This is a genomic window from Candidatus Tisiphia endosymbiont of Ceraclea dissimilis (assembly GCF_964030735.1).
Lineage (GTDB): Bacteria > Pseudomonadota > Alphaproteobacteria > Rickettsiales > Rickettsiaceae > Tisiphia.
Window position 1 is genome coordinate 951,199 of sequence record NZ_OZ034917.1, and the last position, 18,046, is coordinate 969,244.

Annotated in this window: 17 protein-coding genes and 1 pseudogene; 13 read left to right on the forward strand and 5 right to left on the reverse strand. The window is 31.4% G+C overall.

Annotation, left to right across the window (positions count from 1 at the left end; translation table 11 throughout):
• The first annotated feature begins 9 nt into the window (after window positions 1–9).
• From ACQH1V_RS04665 to ACQH1V_RS04685, 5 genes are all read left to right on the forward strand, one after another.
• The gene (locus tag ACQH1V_RS04665; RefSeq protein ID WP_425360029.1) at window positions 10–1,074 is read left to right on the forward strand and encodes an RP198 family tick cell line-upregulated protein; all 1,065 of its coding nucleotides are present in this window, start codon (window positions 10–12) and stop codon (window positions 1,072–1,074) included.
• 226 nt (window positions 1,075–1,300) lie between these two features.
• Window positions 1,301–2,029 (forward strand): outer membrane protein, encoded by a 729-nt coding sequence (locus ACQH1V_RS04670; protein WP_425360030.1) that lies wholly within the window; start codon window positions 1,301–1,303, stop codon window positions 2,027–2,029.
• Window positions 2,030–2,231: 202 nt separating this feature from the next.
• Window positions 2,232–3,014, forward strand: a complete 783-nt coding sequence (locus ACQH1V_RS04675) for an outer membrane protein (RefSeq protein WP_425360031.1) — start codon at window positions 2,232–2,234, stop codon at window positions 3,012–3,014.
• Window positions 3,015–3,214: 200 nt separating this feature from the next.
• The gene (locus ACQH1V_RS04680) at window positions 3,215–4,039 is read left to right on the forward strand and encodes a hypothetical protein (protein ID WP_425360032.1); all 825 of its coding nucleotides are present in this window, start codon (window positions 3,215–3,217) and stop codon (window positions 4,037–4,039) included.
• Window positions 4,040–4,335: 296 nt separating this feature from the next.
• Window positions 4,336–4,665: a hypothetical protein gene (locus tag ACQH1V_RS04685; RefSeq protein WP_094649115.1), complete on the forward strand. Its 330-nt coding sequence runs from the start codon at window positions 4,336–4,338 to the stop codon at window positions 4,663–4,665.
• Between the two features lie 366 nt (window positions 4,666–5,031).
• Here ACQH1V_RS04685 and ACQH1V_RS04690 read toward each other — a convergent pair whose 3' ends face one another.
• Genes ACQH1V_RS04690 through ACQH1V_RS04700 form a run of 3 tightly spaced genes read right to left on the reverse strand, consistent with a single transcriptional unit; the run spans window position 5,032 to window position 7,071 of the window.
• The gene (locus ACQH1V_RS04690) at window positions 5,032–5,352 is read right to left on the reverse strand and encodes an RNHCP domain-containing protein (RefSeq protein WP_341749261.1); all 321 of its coding nucleotides are present in this window, start codon (window positions 5,350–5,352) and stop codon (window positions 5,032–5,034) included.
• Window positions 5,353–5,356: 4 nt separating this feature from the next.
• Complete coding sequence (locus ACQH1V_RS04695) at window positions 5,357–6,001, reverse strand: palindromic element RPE2 domain-containing protein (protein ID WP_425360033.1); 645 nt, start codon at window positions 5,999–6,001, stop codon at window positions 5,357–5,359.
• Entirely contained in the window at window positions 5,998–7,071 is a 1,074-nt protein-coding gene (locus tag ACQH1V_RS04700) for a mannose-1-phosphate guanylyltransferase (protein WP_425360034.1), read from the reverse strand. The genes ACQH1V_RS04695 and ACQH1V_RS04700 overlap by 4 nt, the downstream gene beginning before the upstream one ends.
• Before the next feature lie 139 nt (window positions 7,072–7,210).
• Between ACQH1V_RS04700 and ACQH1V_RS04705 the strand changes: the two genes are divergently transcribed.
• Window positions 7,211–7,930, forward strand: coding sequence for a LicD family protein (locus ACQH1V_RS04705; protein ID WP_425360881.1), 720 nt, complete (start codon window positions 7,211–7,213; stop codon window positions 7,928–7,930).
• 118 nt (window positions 7,931–8,048) lie between these two features.
• Complete coding sequence (tsaE, locus tag ACQH1V_RS04710; RefSeq protein WP_425360035.1) at window positions 8,049–8,483, forward strand: tRNA (adenosine(37)-N6)-threonylcarbamoyltransferase complex ATPase subunit type 1 TsaE; 435 nt, start codon at window positions 8,049–8,051, stop codon at window positions 8,481–8,483.
• On the opposite strand, the gene ACQH1V_RS04715 is transcribed toward tsaE, so the two are convergent.
• Complete coding sequence (locus tag ACQH1V_RS04715) at window positions 8,471–8,626, reverse strand: hypothetical protein (RefSeq protein WP_157905657.1); 156 nt, start codon at window positions 8,624–8,626, stop codon at window positions 8,471–8,473. The genes tsaE and ACQH1V_RS04715 overlap by 13 nt on opposite strands.
• A gap of 168 nt (window positions 8,627–8,794) precedes the next feature.
• On the opposite strand from ACQH1V_RS04715, the gene ACQH1V_RS04720 reads away from it, so the two are divergent.
• The 4 genes from ACQH1V_RS04720 (at window position 8,795) to ACQH1V_RS04735 (ending at window position 14,545) form a co-directional block, all read left to right on the forward strand.
• A complete protein-coding gene (locus ACQH1V_RS04720) occupies window positions 8,795–10,192 on the forward strand; it encodes a sodium:solute symporter family protein (protein WP_341749257.1) in 1,398 nt (465 codons plus the stop codon).
• On the forward strand, window positions 10,176–12,158 hold the full coding sequence (gene uvrC, locus ACQH1V_RS04725) for an excinuclease ABC subunit UvrC (RefSeq protein WP_425360036.1): 1,983 nt from the start codon (window positions 10,176–10,178) through the stop codon (window positions 12,156–12,158). The genes ACQH1V_RS04720 and uvrC overlap by 17 nt, the downstream gene beginning before the upstream one ends.
• Window positions 12,159–12,539: 381 nt before the next feature.
• Complete coding sequence (locus ACQH1V_RS04730) at window positions 12,540–13,586, forward strand: IS110 family transposase (protein WP_425360001.1); 1,047 nt, start codon at window positions 12,540–12,542, stop codon at window positions 13,584–13,586.
• Between the two features lie 563 nt (window positions 13,587–14,149).
• Window positions 14,150–14,545, forward strand: coding sequence for a hypothetical protein (locus ACQH1V_RS04735; RefSeq protein ID WP_094649802.1), 396 nt, complete (start codon window positions 14,150–14,152; stop codon window positions 14,543–14,545).
• Window positions 14,546–14,671: 126 nt separating this feature from the next.
• Here ACQH1V_RS04735 and ACQH1V_RS04740 read toward each other — a convergent pair whose 3' ends face one another.
• Window positions 14,672–15,886 (reverse strand): EAL domain-containing protein, encoded by a 1,215-nt coding sequence (locus tag ACQH1V_RS04740; RefSeq protein ID WP_425360037.1) that lies wholly within the window; start codon window positions 15,884–15,886, stop codon window positions 14,672–14,674.
• A gap of 77 nt (window positions 15,887–15,963) precedes the next feature.
• Here ACQH1V_RS04740 and ACQH1V_RS04745 point away from each other — a divergent pair.
• A pseudogene (locus ACQH1V_RS04745) lies at window positions 15,964–16,200 on the forward strand (BolA family protein); the annotation flags it as partial.
• Window positions 16,201–16,356: 156 nt separating this feature from the next.
• A complete protein-coding gene (locus tag ACQH1V_RS04750) occupies window positions 16,357–18,015 on the forward strand; it encodes a hypothetical protein (RefSeq protein ID WP_425360038.1) in 1,659 nt (552 codons plus the stop codon).
• Window positions 18,016–18,046: the final 31 nt, after the last annotated feature.

Below are 18,046 nucleotides of genomic sequence, written 5' to 3' on the forward strand. Positions count from 1 at the left end.
TATAATAAAGTGATACGTAAAATTTTACTTTTTATTTGTTTAACTTACACCATAATATGGTTTGCCGTTGCTTATACTATCAAAAGTAATGTGGTAAGTACTATAAATAATTCAGAGACAGATAATATTAAGATATCTTATAGCCAAGTCAAAGTTTCTGGTTTCCCTTCCCGCTTGCAGATTAGTTTAGTCGAGCCAAAAATAAAATTTATTGATCATATTAATTCTAAAGAAATATCTGCTGAAAAAATGACATTTTTATTTGATTTTAGTTTTAAAAAAGCTAACTTGATTTTAGGACAAACAATAAAACAACAAGAAAATTTTGGTGGTAAGTTAATTGAATATAGTGTACAGTCGAAGCAAGATATTGCCGCACTAGTTAAATTTAATAAACCTATATATAGATTGTCTAGTGGAGATAATCTAAAATCTATCGTGAAGCTTTTGCAAGTTAACAATAAATTATTATCAATTATTCAGAAAGATAAGGAAATTTTTAATATTAGTGACTTGGTTTTCTTAATCAATAAAGCAAAATTTCAGGATGGCGAAGATGTAGCTTTACAATTACGTTTGTCATATGCTGCAGAGGAAGATTTTTTGAATTTCAAAACAGCTCAGCTTGATTTAGCCACCCTAATAAATATCTCTACGGATCAAGGTAAAGATATCAATTATATCAAAAATTTAAATATTGACCGATTAGTTTTCTCTTGTGATGATAATGCCCAAATAGCTTTAATAGGTTTTTTGCAATTTTTTGAGAGTAACTTACCAAAAGGTAAATTATCTTTTGAATTAACTAATCATCATGATATCATCGATAAGTTGATACCTAATAATTTGTTATTACCTAAAAAAATGATCAAGGCTATAATTGAGAAAGTTGCTAATTCTTCTGTATCTGAAGTGGTTAAGACAGATGATAGTGAAGTAGCAACTTATGAAAAGGTAAAATTTGATATTGAGTTTTCTGATAATGGCATACATATAGGTTCAATTAATCTGCTTGAGTTTAAACTAGAGGATAATCAGGTTGATACCCTGCAAGAAGAAATATCGGAAAATTAAGGCTAAAGCTATATGGGTTTTATATTGTGTTGTTATTACCACAAACTATCGCTATAATATTATTGACCAATGTTATAATAGTTTTTTAAGTTGGCTGAAGACAAATATTATGCTATACACCTAAAGCTAGGTGACCTAAGTGAAATTTGAAAAGAATTTATGTTTCACAGGTATTTATTTGAGAGCCTATAAGGGATTCTTGTTTATTAATTTTAAGGAGAAATATATGAAAAAACTATTGTTAATTGCCGCTACCAGTACGGCTCTTTTGACTTCTGCTACATCATTTGCTGCAACAGGTGGGTTTTATCTTAAAGCTGAAGGTGGAGTAGTTAGGTTGAATGAGCTAAGCTTTAAGGATGATAAAGATGATAAAGTCAAGGGTATTGGTAAGTCTAAACCCGTTATTTCTGGTCTTGTTGGTGTTGGTGCTGGTTATAATGCGATGGATAATGTTAGAATAGAACTAACCCTTGACTTCCTAACCAATCCAGAATTTAAATGTTCTCGTACTTTTAAAAATCCAAACGACGATAAGGACACATCTGTAGAATCTCAAGCTAAAGAAAATGTAAGATCATTATTGCTTAGTGGTTATGTTGATGTGTATGAGTTTGCAGGTATTGGTAAAATCTTTGCCGGAGCTGGTGTTGGTATGGCTCAAGTGCAACAAAAGATTACTTCTACTACAACTTATGATGGAAAGGTTGTAAAAGGAGAAAAAGATACTTTATCCTATGATATGGCTAATAACTTTGCTTATCAACTAACTGCTGGTGTTTCTTTTAATTTGGCTGATAACATGAACCTAGATCTTAGCTATAGCTGGAGAGATTATGGAGAAACAGGCGAAATAAAAAAGGACAAAGATGATAAGAGCAAGGATAAGGACAAGACGCCTAAAGCCACCATTAGAAGTCACAACTTGATGGCTGGTATAAGATTTGATCTCTAATAAATAGTTTATTGATTCATTATTTTTATTCTACAAAAAAAAGGGGGCTTTTTAGCCCTCTTTTTTTTTGTGCTTTTTCAGTCTTTGACAAAAACAAAATATATTTAATTTACAATTAAATATTGCATAAAAAATTGAAAATCTGTTAGAGTTTAATTGAAAGTCTATTAAATTTCTTTTACTTATAATTAGGAGCAAATATATGAAAAAATTATTGTTAATTATCGCTACCAGTACAGCTCTTTTGACTTCTTCCGCATCATTTGCCGATGAAAATCAGCCTGCAAATGTAATGAAAGCAAATCCAAATGAACATCGCTTTTATCTAAAATTTGAAGGTGGTGCAAGTAAGTTAAATACAGAGAAACTTGAAAATTATAGTGTAAAAGTAAAATCTAATGCTACTGGTATTTTGGGTGTTGGGGTCGGTTATTATATTACGGATAATGTTAGAACAGAGCTAACACTTAATTTCCTTACTAATCCAGAATTTAAGGGATCATTTTCTAATGGTATTGATATTAAGGTGTTTAAACTTAAAATATCTGGGCAAGGTAAAACAAAAGGAAACGTCAAATCATTATTGCTTAATAGTTATGTTGATTTGTATGCTACAGATAATATTAAATTATTTGCCGGAGCTGGTGTTGGTATGGCACAAGTGAAAGAAAAAACTACTGGTACTATTATTGTTGAAGCTGAAGTTAAAGATGAAGATGAAAATGAAGTTGGAAAAATATCAGAAACATTTTCTGACTCCTCTAAGAATGCTAATAATTTTGCTTATCAGTTGACTGCTGGGGTTTCTTTTAATCTGACCAAAAGTATAAAACTAGATATTGCCTATAGCTGGAGAGATTATGGAGAGACAAAGCCTGGTGAAATTAATATAAAAATCAAAGATATGGACGTGTATAGTGAAAAATCAGGCAAAACCCCCTACAGAGGTCATAACTTGATGGCTGGTATAAGATTTGATCTCTAATAAATAGTTTATTGATTCATTATTTTTATTCTACAAAAGAAGGGGGCTTTTTAGCCCTCTTTTTTTTGTGCTTTTTCAGTCTTTGACAAAAACAAAATATATTTAATTTATAATTAAATATTGCATAAAAAATTGAAAATCTGTTAGAGTTTAATTGAAAGTCTGTTAAATTTCTTTTACTTACAATTAGGAGCAAATATATGAAAAAATTATTGTTAATTATCGCTACTAGTACGGTTCTTTTGACTTCTGCCGCATCATTTGCCGATGAAAATCAGCCTGCAAATGTAATGAAAGCAAATCCAAATGAACATCGCTTTTATCTAAAATTTGAAGGTGGTGCAAGTAAGTTAAATACAACAAAGTCTGACGAACCTAGCAATCTCTCTATAACAGCAACGTTCAAGAGTAAATCAAATACCGCTGGTATTTTTGGTGTTGGTATGGGTTATTATTGCATGGAAAATGGCAGACTAGAATTTACACTTAATGCTTTAGTCGGTTCAGAAGCTAAAGACTTTTTCACCATTAGTAGTCATTCTCTTAAAAAACAAGTAACGGTAAACGGAACGGCAATTCGTAAAGCTAATATTACGTCATTGTTGTTCAGTGGTTATGTTGATTCTCCTAAAGTAGGAGGTATTTTTCAGTTCTTTGTAGGGGGTGGTATTGGTTTAGCTCACATAAAAGAAAAAACTAATGTGAATTTTGTTACTACCTCAAAAGAAACATTATATATATGGGGCAAAGGAGATGTAGAAATCCCAGCTAATTCTACTACATTTAATGTTGAGGAAAAGGCTAATTCTACTAACGTTGCTTGTCAGATAGTTGCCGGTGTTTCGGCTGATATAACTAATGGCGTAAAGGCTGAGATTGCATATAGCTGGAAAAATTATGGGAAAGTAGTATACAAAGAAATGAGGGCTTCAGAGGTAGGTTATGCTTATGGACCTAACAAGGTAGTTTTAGGACATACCTACAGAGGTCATAACTTGATTGCTGGTATAAGGTTTGATCTCTAATAATCAACAGTTATAGTCAATTGATAAGAAATTGGTGACGTTGTTATTTATCGCTCGGCGATTAGATGTAAGGCTATAAATACAGATAATCCTTTTGTACACTGGGTTATGTAGTAATTTTGAGCAAGACTTATAATAAAATATCAAGTCAATAGCAGGAATGTTTTGACAATTTCAGATATAAAATGTATCAAATAATGGAAGACTTGAATTATTTTTAAATAACGCGGGATCTGCGTATTGTGATAATAAAAGAACTTGCAATAATGTTTAAAAAATAAATTAAGTGGTTTAATATGCAAAAAAAGAAAAAACCTCATACCCCTATTATACCTGCTGCTAATCGGAAAACCAATAATTCAGAGGCGGTTGATGCGATGTTTGGCAATATAATGATGGATATGATGAAAGAAGGTCAGTGCGGTCATGATCATGATTTAGAGGATGATTTCTATGCAGAACAAATGATGAGTATTTTACCTAACATTATCAGGTCTACCATTGATATGGCAAAGTTGGTGATTGATAATAGAGTAAGAAATTCTGATAGAATGACAGACGATGATATTTATCAAATTCACCGTGACGCTTTTAAACATCTTAATAGTGTATTTACTGAAGATTAATGATAGCCGGTTGAGTAACAGCAATTATAAATTCATCTTACGTATGGCATATAGAAAATAGCTTGGCATCATTGCATATAGGTGTCAGTTTAAGAAAACAATAGTTGAAAAATCGTCATTGCGAGGAGCCACTTTAGTGGCGACGAAGCAATCCAATAAATGTGGATTGCCACGACCACTACGTGGTCTCGCAATGACGACTTTTCTGTAATTTTTAAATTGCCACAAAGTTATGCGTAAGGTAAGTAAATTATCAATTTTATTATGCTTTACTACGATGCAAGCCTTGCATATCAAGGTTCTTATGAATTTTCTAACCCAGAATTTGGGTTATAAGTAATAGGCGTCGCTCCATCGTTCCTAGCATCAACTTTTCCTAAGTTGGCTATAACTAAAAATATTTAGCAAATTTTCCACATTATCAGTATCAGCAAGCTTATTATTTTTATATTCTCGACATTTAAGGCATTTATGGGTCAAGACCAAACCTTTTTTACCATCTATTTTATAAGAAATTGGTTGCATTAGCCCATTACATCCAGATGCCCTATCGCCAGGATTAATATCTACATGCTTACTGTAGAAACATATTGAGCAATGATTAGTATAACCATTGCCTTGGATAAATTCACCACACATCTCACAAATAAAATCTTCCTTATTTCTATAAAACTTTTTTGCTACCATTAATTTAACTTATTATTTGGATATATTTCTTGATCATCCTTTTTACTGAATCATCCAACAGGAGTTCTTCGTGATTGCCAGCAAAATCTAGCCATCTTAAATCATGTGATTCGGCATTTTTTACAAAACAATCGTTACAAACGGTTTTTAATAAAAATCTCACATCATAATGATAATGCTCCTGCTCTTTAGCATTATAGTCAATTGATGAGAAGTTGGGGACGTCGTCGCTCATCGCTCGCCTATTACTTATAGGCGTCGCTCCATCGCTCCTAGCCCCAAATTCTCCTGAATTGACTATAGTAGGAATAAAATGAACATCTATATCGTAAATTTGTTTAGAAACTGGCTCAATATCTAAAATTCCAGATTCTTCTTGAGCCTCTTTAATTGCTACAGCTAAAAGATCATTATTACCATCACAATGCCCTCCTGGCTGCAACCATTTACCCAATTTACGATGATGCATTAATAAGAATTTTGTCTTATTAGAATTAAGCAAAAATCCTGAGCTAGTAAAATGCCCTTCTTTTGTCTCTCTACTAAAAGGATTTTCACAATTATCTAAAAAGTCTAACATCCTTTGTTTATACTCATTTTCTTCTTGAAAATTGCTGACATAATTTTTTATATTCTCACGCAAGTTCATAATATTTCTTTTCGTCCAATTTCGGTCATTTCTATTACCAGCTGCTTTATTTTTCTGATTTCTGACTTATTTGCGATCAGTAACGCATCTTTAGTATTAATAATTATTATATTATCCATTCCTATTACCGCAGTAAGCTTATTATTAGAGCTAATATATGAATTGGTACTATCAATGTTGATCACATCACCTTCACAGTAATTATTGGTTGTATCTTTCTCTTGCATTTGCCATAAAGAATGCCAATTACCAATATCATTCCAACTAAAATTGGCTTCTATCATAATCATTTGCCTAATATTTTCTATTATAGCATAGTCTAAAGAAATTGGTGTAATATGTAGATATGGTTCTAAAGCAAGAGTTATATTACCACAATTTTTAGTTGCAGAATAATATGCTTTATATGCATGTTTAAATAGTTCCTTTTGCCATAATTTAGCCTGCTCTAAAATAAAATCTATATTAAAAATAAAAATTCCTGAATTCCAAAAATATTTGCTATTTTTATATTTGTCATTTTCTTCTAAATAATTTTGTGCCTGTTGAATAGTAGGTTTTTCTACAAATTGTTCAGTTTTATAAATTCCATCTGCTAATAACTTCTTTATTTTAATATAACCATATTCGCTATTTGCAAAACTAGGTCTAATGCCAATAGTACAAATACCAAATTTTGCCAAATAATTCAAAGATTTATTAATAGTATCTAAGTAGTTATTAACATTGTGTATATAATGGTCAGAAGGCAGCAATATAATCGTATCATAGCCATTATTCTTTGCTTGAATAGCTGATATAATCGCACATGATGCTGTATTTTTAGCCACAGGCTCTATTATTAAATCTGCTTCTATATTTAGCTCTCTAAGTTGCTCCTGTGCTATTGATTCATAATCCTTAGCAATTATTAAAGTTGATTTACCTAAAGTTTTATTGGTAATCAAAGTTTTTTGGATTAAACTAAAATTATCAAATATTTTGATGAATTGTTTAGGTTGCATTTGTCTCGATAATGGCCATAATCTTGTTCCTAGACCACCAGCCATAATTACTGGTTTTATTTTCATCGCTATTAATTGTATTAATTTCTAACTAATTCAATTAATAGTATAAAATATATGACAAGTCTACTAAAAACAAATATAAGAAACCTGTACGCACAAAAAAAATAAAAAAACTAATAAATTTTTCTTTAAAGTAGTTGGGATAATTATAATTATCTATGGTTTGTATCGAGGTTATGTAGAGTTTTATGATCACCAATGGAGGTATGTGACTCCTACCGACCAACAAGTACAGAAATATACAATTAGTGCAGATACAGCCCTACACTTATACCAATTAATGAAAGACACTCATGAAATATTGACTAAACATAACATAAATTATTGGATTGAGAGCGGCACGCTTCTTGGAGCGGTAAGACATCAAGGTATTATACCTTTTGATGATGACTTAGATATTGGCATAATGCATGCTGATGAAATCAGATTACAAGATATATTAACGGATTTCACAGAGCTAGGTTATAAAGTTCGTCATCAAGATTTTTATACAATATGTGATAAGAGATGTATAGATATATTTATCTTTCGCCAAAAAGGTAACAAATTTTTATATAGTAATTTTAGAACACTACATAGATTTCCCAATGATTTCTTTTATATAAATGAATTATTTCCACTGAAAAAATATCAATTTGGTGAGATTGAAATTTATGGTCCTAATGAATCTAAAGGAAATTTAGATAGAGCTTATCCGGAATGGGATAAATATGCTGTAATTCAACAACCGCATAATTTTCATGTTACCCTTTCACCTATTGAACAAAAGACTAAATTTATTTTAACTCCGAAATTATTAGAACCAGCTAAACCAACTGGCCCTTTAGAAAATCGGGTAATTCCCAAACCATTAATTAAATAGTTAGTTGAATTCAACAGAATCGAGGAATTTAGAATAAACACTGTTAATATTTGATTTATAGGATTAATATGTTAGACTATACTTACTTGTGGATTAAACATCAAAATTTGAAGGCTTAATGAAGTTTCAAAAAGAGTCGGTTATTTTAAATAACGAACAAGACTCTATATCGTTTGCACAAACTATCGCTAAAAATTTAGAGTCTAATAAAATTATAACTTTTTCAGGTGATTTAGGTTGTGGAAAAACATTTATCTGTCGAGAGATTATAAAGCATTTTTGTGAATCTGATATTAATATCAGCAGCCCTACTTTTAATTTGCTACAAGTCTACAAGACTTCAAAATTTATGATTTATCATTTTGATCTCTACCGTTTAAATTATTTAGAAGAAATTTATGAACTAGGTATAGAAGAAGCCTTGCAGGGCAATATTTGTCTAATTGAATGGCCAGAAATAATTGAAGAAATATTACCGCCACCTATAACTAAAATTCATCTACAAATACTCGAAGATAATAAACGCTTTTGTAGTATTTATCATTTCTCATAATCTAACCTCAATTCGGGATAAAAATAAGCAATATCACAAAAATAATGAATACAGCTATTAGTGGAGCAAAAATATCTGTTATAGTCAATTGATGAGAAGTTGGTAACGTTATAAATCTGATTAGTATTTAACCTCAGAGTCATTGCGAGGAGCTACTTTAGTAGCAACGAAGCAATCCAGAAAACAAGTAGAAATGGATTGCTTCGGAGGCTTATGACTCTCGCAATGACAGCATGATGGGTACTTATTCGACACTAATTCAGGTTATACGAAGTATGTTTGAGTTTCAATTCAACAAAAAATAATTAGTAATGACCATTGATAATATTATTGTATTACTATATTTGATATCGATACTTGTTATTGGTATCTACTATAGATCTAGACTTAGAGGTTTTGCCAATTATGCTACCGTTCAAGACAAGATTAAAAATAGCAGGATATTATTAGTTGCAACTATTTTTACTTCATCGGTTGGCGGAGCTACTACTTTGGGTATTGCAGAAAAAGCTTTTTCTGGTGATTTATCGTATAGTTATGGACTGATACTCTCTCTACCAGTCGATATACTAATAGCTATTTATCTTGTACCCCAAATAACTAAACATTATGGAGCAGAAAGTGTTGGCGATATAATGGCAAAATATTATGGAGAAACAGGACGTTTTATTGCTGGCATCACAACTATTATGGTATCTATAGGCTTTGTTGCTGCCCAAATTAGTGTTAGTGGATATATTTTTCAATATATTTTAAAAATTAACTACTTAGAAGGAACTCTATTAAGTTATGGGATTGTTATTATCTACACAACTATTGGTGGGTTACAATCAATTATGTTTACTAATTTACTACAATTCTTCGCGATGATAATTGCTTTGCCAATTATTGCAATATGTGGTCTTAACAAAATTGGTATTAGTGATTTTATCAACCAATTACCTATTGAAAAAGTATATTTTATCCATCATAATAACTTTGCCAGTGAGCTATTTATTAATACGATAACCGCTATGCTAGGATTTTATGTAATGAACTTATATCCTATTTTTATTCAAAGAGCTTTAATTAACAATAATGCCAAAAAGACTAGTAATGCTATATATATAAAATCAAGTATATATGCTATATTTTTAATATTTATAACCTTAAATGGGTTAATCGCCTATAATCTTTACCCCGACTACTCTTCTAATTTAGCATTGCCACACCTAATTGATCAAATAGTTCCTTCAGGGTTACAAGGCTTTGTGATAATTGGCTTACTTGCATCAGTCATGTCTACTGCTGATTCTGATTTAAATGTTACCTCAATAGCTCTAGTGAAAGACTTGTTGACTCCTATTTTTAAAATACAGAATCAAAAGAAATTATTGCTAATTACTAGAATTACTAATGTTGTAATCGGAAGTTTTGCCATAATCATCGCTTTAAAATTTGATAATGTAATTGATCTAGTAGTGTTTATCACCGGGTCTTGGGGACCAATAATATTAGTTCCTCTAATATTTGCCTTTTTCAACATCACTATAACACAAAGAATGATGATTCTATGCGGATTAAGTGGAGCCTCCTCTTTCTGCATTTGGACATATTTTTTTGCTAGTAATTTTCGACTAAAGGGTGTCTTTATTGGTACTATGTGTAGTTTGTTAGTTTTTTGCATAGGATTACTTAGAAAAAGGCTCGGTTATGTTACAAAATTCTAAACTTATAGGCAGTGATTTAATAAAATATCACCTCGAGAATGCACCTAGCCTGCCTGGAGTTTATAAAATGCTGAAAGCTGATCGGCAAGTTATCTATGTAGGCAAAGCTAAGAATCTAAAAAAACGTCTTACTAACTATATTAAAACTGATCTTGATAATAAAACAATATTAATGATCTCTCTAACGCATTATTTAGAGTATAATGTTACTAATTCTGAGGTTGAAGCTTTATTGCTCGAAGCCCAGTTAATTAAAAAATTTCAACCTAAGTTTAATGTATTACTTAAGGATGATAAGTCTTTTCCTTATATTAAATTACGCTTAGATGTTGATTACCCACAATTAATTAAATATAGAGGAAAGAACTTATCTGGTGGCGAGTTTTTTGGTCCATTTGTTTCCTCAGAGCAAGTCGATACTACCTTAAAAGAATTACAGAAAATTTTTAAATTACGGTCTTGTAGTGATAATTATTTTAACAATCGCAAACGCCCTTGTTTGCAGTATCAAATTGGTCGATGTTCAGCCCCATGTGTTGAGAAAATTAGTAAAGAAAATTATAGTGAACTAGTATGCCAAGTAAAGAATTTCTTAAATGGTAAAACTAAAGAATTACAAAAAACTTTATCTCACAAAATGGAAGAATTAAGTATACAATTACGTTTTGAAGAAGCTGCCGAAATACGAGACCGAATAAAAGCACTAAGTTATATCCAACTAAAATCAACTTTATCTAGTAATTCTATTAAAAACGCTGATGTTATAGCTATTGTTGAAAAGAATAATTATTATTGTATTCAGCTATTTGTATATAGATTTGGTCAGTCTTATGGGAATATAGCGTACTTTCCGTTTCATACGGAGGGCAGTAATAAATCAGAAATATTGACACAATTTATAAATCAATTTTATCAAAATGCTCAAATTCCGAATGAGATAATTATAAACCATCCTATCATTGATCTAGAATTAGTAACCAAGGCTATTAGACAATTGAGTGGGAATAGCAAATTTAACATCAGACTATACTCGAATGATCTGGAGAATGGGGACAATAAACAAGGGGTGAGCGAGCGGAGCGTATATGAAGTATGTAAGTACGCCAATCCCCCGAAGTTTTGCGGAGCCAATTCTTCAAAGCATTCGAGTATAAGATTATTAGAAAATGCTGAGTTTAATGCCCAATTATCACTTAATCAGCATTTAAAACAATTTGCTAAAAATCAAATTATCTTTCAACAAATACAACAATTATTCGATCTGCCTACCATACCAGATAGAATTGAAGTTTATGATAATAGTCACATTATGGGAACATTTGCCGTAGGTAGCATGATTGTTGCTAACCAATCAGGTTTCGATAAAAAAGAATATAGAATTTTTAATATATCTATTCCCCAAGGGAATTCCCAAGGTGATGATTATGAGATGTTAAGAATCGTCTTAACAAGAAGATTTACTAGATTAAAAAAAGAACATCTACCAAATGAGCAGACAAGTACCAACTTCTCATCAATTGACTATAAAACTTTAATGATTATCGATGGAGGCAAGGGGCATCTATCTGTAGTACAAAAAATAATGAAAGAATTTGATCTTAAAATTCCAGTTATTTGTATGTCAAAAGGACCTGACAGAAATGCTGGATGTGAACAATTTCATATGCCTAATAAAGAGGCTTTTACAATCGATAAGAGTCTTCCGGTCATGAAATATTTACAAATTTTGCGGGATGAAGCACATAATTTTGCTATAAAAAACCATAGGCTACGCCGTTCCAAAGCCATTAAAGTTTCTAGTCTAGATGACATAAGTTCAATTGGTGTCACCCGAAAGAAAGCCTTGTTACATTATTTTGGCTCATATAAAGCAATATGTGATGCCACTATTGATGAATTATCTAAAGTCAATGGTATAAGCCAAACCCTTGCAAAAAACATTTTTACATCGTTACATAATAAATAATAGACTACTTATTGTTTATACAGAATAATGCAAATAGTAACTCACCTTACGCATGGTATTTGAAAGTCATATAGAAAATAGTTTGGCGTCATTGTGAGAAGCTACTTTAGTAGCATTGAAACAATCCAAATGGATTGCCACGACCACTATGTGGTCTCGCAATGACAGATAACGTCATTGCGATGAGCCGCTAAAAGCGGCGACGCAGCAATCCATTTTTGTGTCACCCCTGCGTAGGTAGAGGGGTCTAGATTCCGCACCGAAGCGGGAATGATGGTATGGACGAGTGAAGCGAAATATGCTTTACTTGTACGGAGTCAGCTGAAAAATAGTTTTCAGCTGCTCCAAATTAAATAATAATTTAATTAATAGATCCATACCATGATAAATAATAGCATAAAAAATACTATAATAGGAATAGATTTAGCAAAAAATAGTATGCACTTGGTGCAAGTCGATCAAAATGGCAAAAAAATAGGTTACCAAAAAGTTACAAGAGATGAGTTAATAGCCTATTTAAGCAATCTCGATAAAAGTTCATTGGTAGCTATGGAGGCATGTGGAGGAGCTAATTATTGGTCACAGGAAATTGCTAAGCTTGGTTTGCAAGTCAAACTAATGAAAACAAAAGATGTAAAAGTTTATGCTACATCGAAACAGAAAAATGATTATAACGATGCGTTAGCAATATGCAAAGCGGCTCGTGATCCAGAATTAAAAACTGTGCTACTAAAAAGCAAGGAGGAACAAGATATAAAATTCTTGCATAAAATTAGAAGTAATACGATCAGAGATCGTGTGCAAAAAACTAATTCTACAATATCAAGTTTATGTGAATATGGCTATAATACAAAATTAAGTAAAAATAAATTTTGCAAATCATGTAGGCTGGAGGTAGAGTTAGCGTATAGTAAAGGTTATATAAATTCTGGGGTAAGGTCAATTTTACTTTTAGAATGTAAAGAAATTGAGGATTTATGTGACAAAGAAAAAACTTTAGAAAAGCTGATTATCAGCAATAATAAGCAAAGTGAGAAAGCTACTAGGTTGCAGACAATTTTTGGCATTGGAGCAATCAATGCTAGTTGTTTGAGTGTAGCCCCAATGGAAAGTTATCCAACCCCGAGGGATTTTGCTGCTTCGCTTGGTTTGGTACCAAAGCAACATAGCTCAGGAGATAAGATAGTTTTAGGAGGGATTACCAAACAAGGAGATAGATATGCCAGAACTATGTTGATTCAAGCCGCAAGGACAATAGCAATAAGAGCAAAAAGTGATAAGGAATCAAAAGATAAACTAGTGCAGTGGGCAGTGAAGAAATTTGCTGAAAATAAATCATATAATATTATATGTGTTGGTTTAGCAAATAAGTTAGCAAGGATTGCTTATGCAGTAGTCACCAATGGTAGCGAATATGTTGCAAATTAGTTTAGTTGGAAAAAAAGAAGAAACTATGTCAACTAAATAAAAATTGGTAATTGATAAATATTGTGAGTAAAGAATAGTAACAATAAAGAGAACGAAAGTTAAAGAGTTAATGAATAAGTATTCTGAATAAAATCCGTAATTATGTCGAGGCTCTAGAAGCCGTGGGAATGAGAGGTCACTCAAGGATATTTATAAGAATGCAGAAACCATTATGGCACTTGATGCCGAATATATGACCGCTTCCTTTGTGGCTCTATTTTTTTATTTTCTTTGTTGACAAATTCACTCGTCCATATATGACAAATTTTGCGTTTAAAGATAGATGTCGTGACTCGGATATATTCAATTTTCCCTCAAACAACCTACTATTTATAAGCTCTGCAAAAAACTTGATTATCGAGTAATAGATAAATTCTGTTGCATCAATCATTCAAGTAAATTAAACTAGTAAAAGTGATTGGTTCGCTAAAAGAGAGTTAATGAGAACGATGGATGCGTTTAAAGAAAAACTCATTTATCTGAGCTAACTAAAAAATAGTATCATTTTATAATTGTGACGCAATATGTTTAAAAATTTATTACAACTTTACAGCATGGTAATTTGTCTTTTTGCTAGCCTGACTCTTATGTTCACATTGGTGCAAGTTATGCAAAATATTGCAAGTCTAGTATTACCAGAATATAAGTATAATCATGGTATAGCTAAATTTAACTCTGTCGAAAACTTTATTAATTCGAAGAATCCACAGGAAGCGGAAAAGATTAGATTATTAAGTAAAATAGAAATAGACAAAAAGATAAATCTTGAAAAAACAAATTATATGCAAGAAGTAGAAAAAGATACAATATTTAATCTAATTAGTAATACTACTTGGGTAATTACTAGTTTAATATTTTTTATTATCCATTGGTTGCTGTATAAAAAATCATCCAAGCATCATTGCGAGGAGATACTTTAGTAGCGTGAAGCAATCTATTTTTAATCACTTTTATGGATTGCTTCTTCGGCTCACGCTTCATCGCAATGATGCGTGAACGCTCATTCATATACTATCACCTAATTCAATTGCTTTACTAATATCTGATTATTTTATTCTATTAACTGAGGCAGGTGAGAAGAAATCGCCTTGCATCGCATCTATTTTTAGATTGATTAAAAATTTGGCAATCTTACCATTCTCAACAAATTCTGCTACAGTTTGAATACCCAAATCCTCAGAGATGTTAATTAATCTTTTAATGAAGTCTTGACTTTGCAGATCGCTAGTGATGTTACGTACGTAACTACCATCAATTTTAATAATATCTATTGGCAAATTTTGTAATTGCTTAAATGAAGTAAACCCAGAGCCAAAATCATCTAAAGCAAATTTACAACCGTATTTTCTTAATCTATGCATGAAGTACGTTATTTGTTGATAATGCTGATTAAGGCTAGTCTCAGTAATTTCGATAATTAATCTTCCTGAAACATCATATGTTTGTAATAATTTTTCTGCTATTACTAGCAAAGGAGAATCTAATGTGCCAATATTTGAAATATTAACTGATAGCATCAAGTCTGGGTTAGCATCTAATTCTTTGATTGCCATTTCTAGCACTACTTGATCTACTATAAAAATTAAACCTTTCTTTTCAGCCTCTGGGATTATTGCTCCTACAGAACATAGATAGTTATTTGTATCAGGAATCCTTAATAAACATTCATAGTAATGAGCTTTCATTGTTTTACGGTCAATAACTGGCTGATAAGCAAAAACCATTGTTTTGTTTAATAGGGATTTTCTTAAGAGATTAAGCTGTTTATTGGACTCTTTAATGTATTCTATATTATAATATTTAGAGTCATACTCACGATAATAATTTTGGTCACCTGGATAAGAAATTAGCCAGTTCAATAAATTATAAATTTCTTCAGCTTTATTGCTAAATTTGGGAAATTCTATGCTAGCAATACTACAATTCATATAAACTGTAGGTAATAGATCATCAACATAAAGCTGGGATAATAAATGTGCTTTTAGGGCAATTTCTTTAACTAGATTTGGGTCTAATATCGGTAGAACTAATAATATTCGATCATGTTCAATGTGTTTATAAATTGATGTGACAGAATTGCTAATTAATTCATTGCAAATTTCAGAAATAATTTTATTAAGTTTGTCAATTATGTGAATGTCTTTTGCCATCATAGCATTTAATTCGTTATAATTTAATAGCTTAAAAGAGATGCAATATCCACGCTCTACTTTATCAAGCTCAAATTGTAAATTTCTAATTTTCGTATCTAATTTCACCATAACTCAAATAATATAAATTTACTAAATACTAAAATCCTAGTAGAATGATACAAGTAAAAATTTTATATTATAAAATTATGAGCAAAATAAATAGAATAAAAAGCAAATTAGATGTGTTAAAACCACATTATTGTGAAATAGTTGATGAAAGTTCCAAACATGCCAGCCATACTGGTGGAACTACTGAGAGCCATTTTAGGGTTAAAATTTTTTCAGCAGCTTTTATAGGAAAAAGCTTGCTAGAACAACATAAAATGATTAACAATCTTTTAGCAGATGAGCTAACTAGTGGATTACACGCCTTATCAATTGATACGAAAAAACCTAACTTGCCTCATAGGAACGATGGAAAAACGCCCATATGTATGACGAGTGAAGACGTTACCAACTCATCAATTGATTATAGACGTTTGTGAATTGGAAATTTAGCTATAGAATCAGTCTTTAATTTTATTTAGAGTGTGATATATATGATACATAACGAAAAAGAATCTACGTCGTTTGAGAATCTTAAAGATTCAGAAACAAATAGTGCTACAATTGACGAATCTACTATTGATACTCCTAGCGTTAAAGAGAAGCCGAATGAATTAAAACTATCTCCTCTAGATGAAACTCTAAGTAATTCGGTAGATAATCAAATAATTCAACCAAAAGAAAGAAAAGCAAGAATTATCAAAAGCCTTGACGATATGGAGCTTGGACGTATCAATAAGTTAAAAACTACTTCTGCTGCAAAATCGGTAAGAAGTAAGGATGATTTGTCGATAATTGAGCAAGAACAAAGTGAGAAATTAAAGTCGATTAAAACAAATGAGATTAGAATTTCAAATGAATTTCTAAAATCTTTAGAACAAAAAAATAAAGAAATAAAGACAGAATCAAAAATAAAAAGAGCTATCTCTTACATAATTTCTGCTTGGGAGTGGACAAAGAAGACCAAGGCTTTCAAGGCTATAGATTGGTTGTTAAATACAAAATTAGCCAAAATTGCACTCGGTAGTGCTGTAAGCCGGACTATTACGGCAACGCTTGCAATAGTAGCATTAACTGGGATATCCCCCCCTGCAGCCTTAGCCATGGCAGCAATAACATTAGCTGGGGTAGCTGGAGGTATGGTAGCTGATGCTATTAAAACAAGAAAGATTCGTAAACTTGCCCAAGAAAATGATCTATTAATGCAAAATCGAGGAGATATAAGTAAACAACAATATTTATTAGAACTGGATCCCAATCTAGCCCAGCTATTGGGTAATAAATTACACGTCCCAACATCTGCTCCAGAAGAAAATAAACATTATCACTACATATCTTCCAAAGCAGAACTGGCATTTAATACAAGTAAGTTTTTTATGGAGAATATTCAGGACGCAGCTACTTTAGCATCCAATATAATTGCAGCTAGCACTGGTAATCCTGCTAAGATTGCTGCAGCGATTAAATCTGGTACAGCTTCAGCGATTACTTTGATTACCTCAGGTTTAACTGAAAAACAATCAGCTGATCTTGTTACAGCATTTAAAATTAATATTAATAACGAACTACATAAGAGTGATGTTGCAGATTATCATAATTTACAAGAGTTGCGTAAGATTGTACAAAAACAACATATTCAAACTACTGCTCTGACTGAGTTGATGCGAGATAAAGATTATTTCAAGTTAACTGATGAGCAAAAACAAAATAAATTTGATGTGTATCAAGAAGCTTTAACTGAAATAAGGCTCGACAAAAATTATAGAAAATTAACCGATGAGCAAAAACGAGATATGCTTCATGCAACAGTAAATAAGCTTGAAGAAAAATCTAATGAACAAGAAACTGAAACTAAAGAAAAGAAAAAAAGTAGTAATAGACTGATATCAGCGGCAAAAGGCACGCTAAGCTTTTTAAGAGATTTAGGTAGGGCAAATGATCCTTTTTATGAACAACCTGAAGTTAAAGGTGACAATTCATTAACCAAATCTATGAATGCTGCCAAGAAATCTGCTGAAGAAATAGTAACTCCTGCAGTTATAGAACAATTACGAAAAAGTAAATCTACGTCAGATTTATTGCAAAAAGAGAATAATGTTCATCAGAAAAATTTGCAAAGAAGCCATTCTTCAGATCGGCATCTTGAACGATAAATTAAATTCTCAGCTTACGCATGGCATTTAA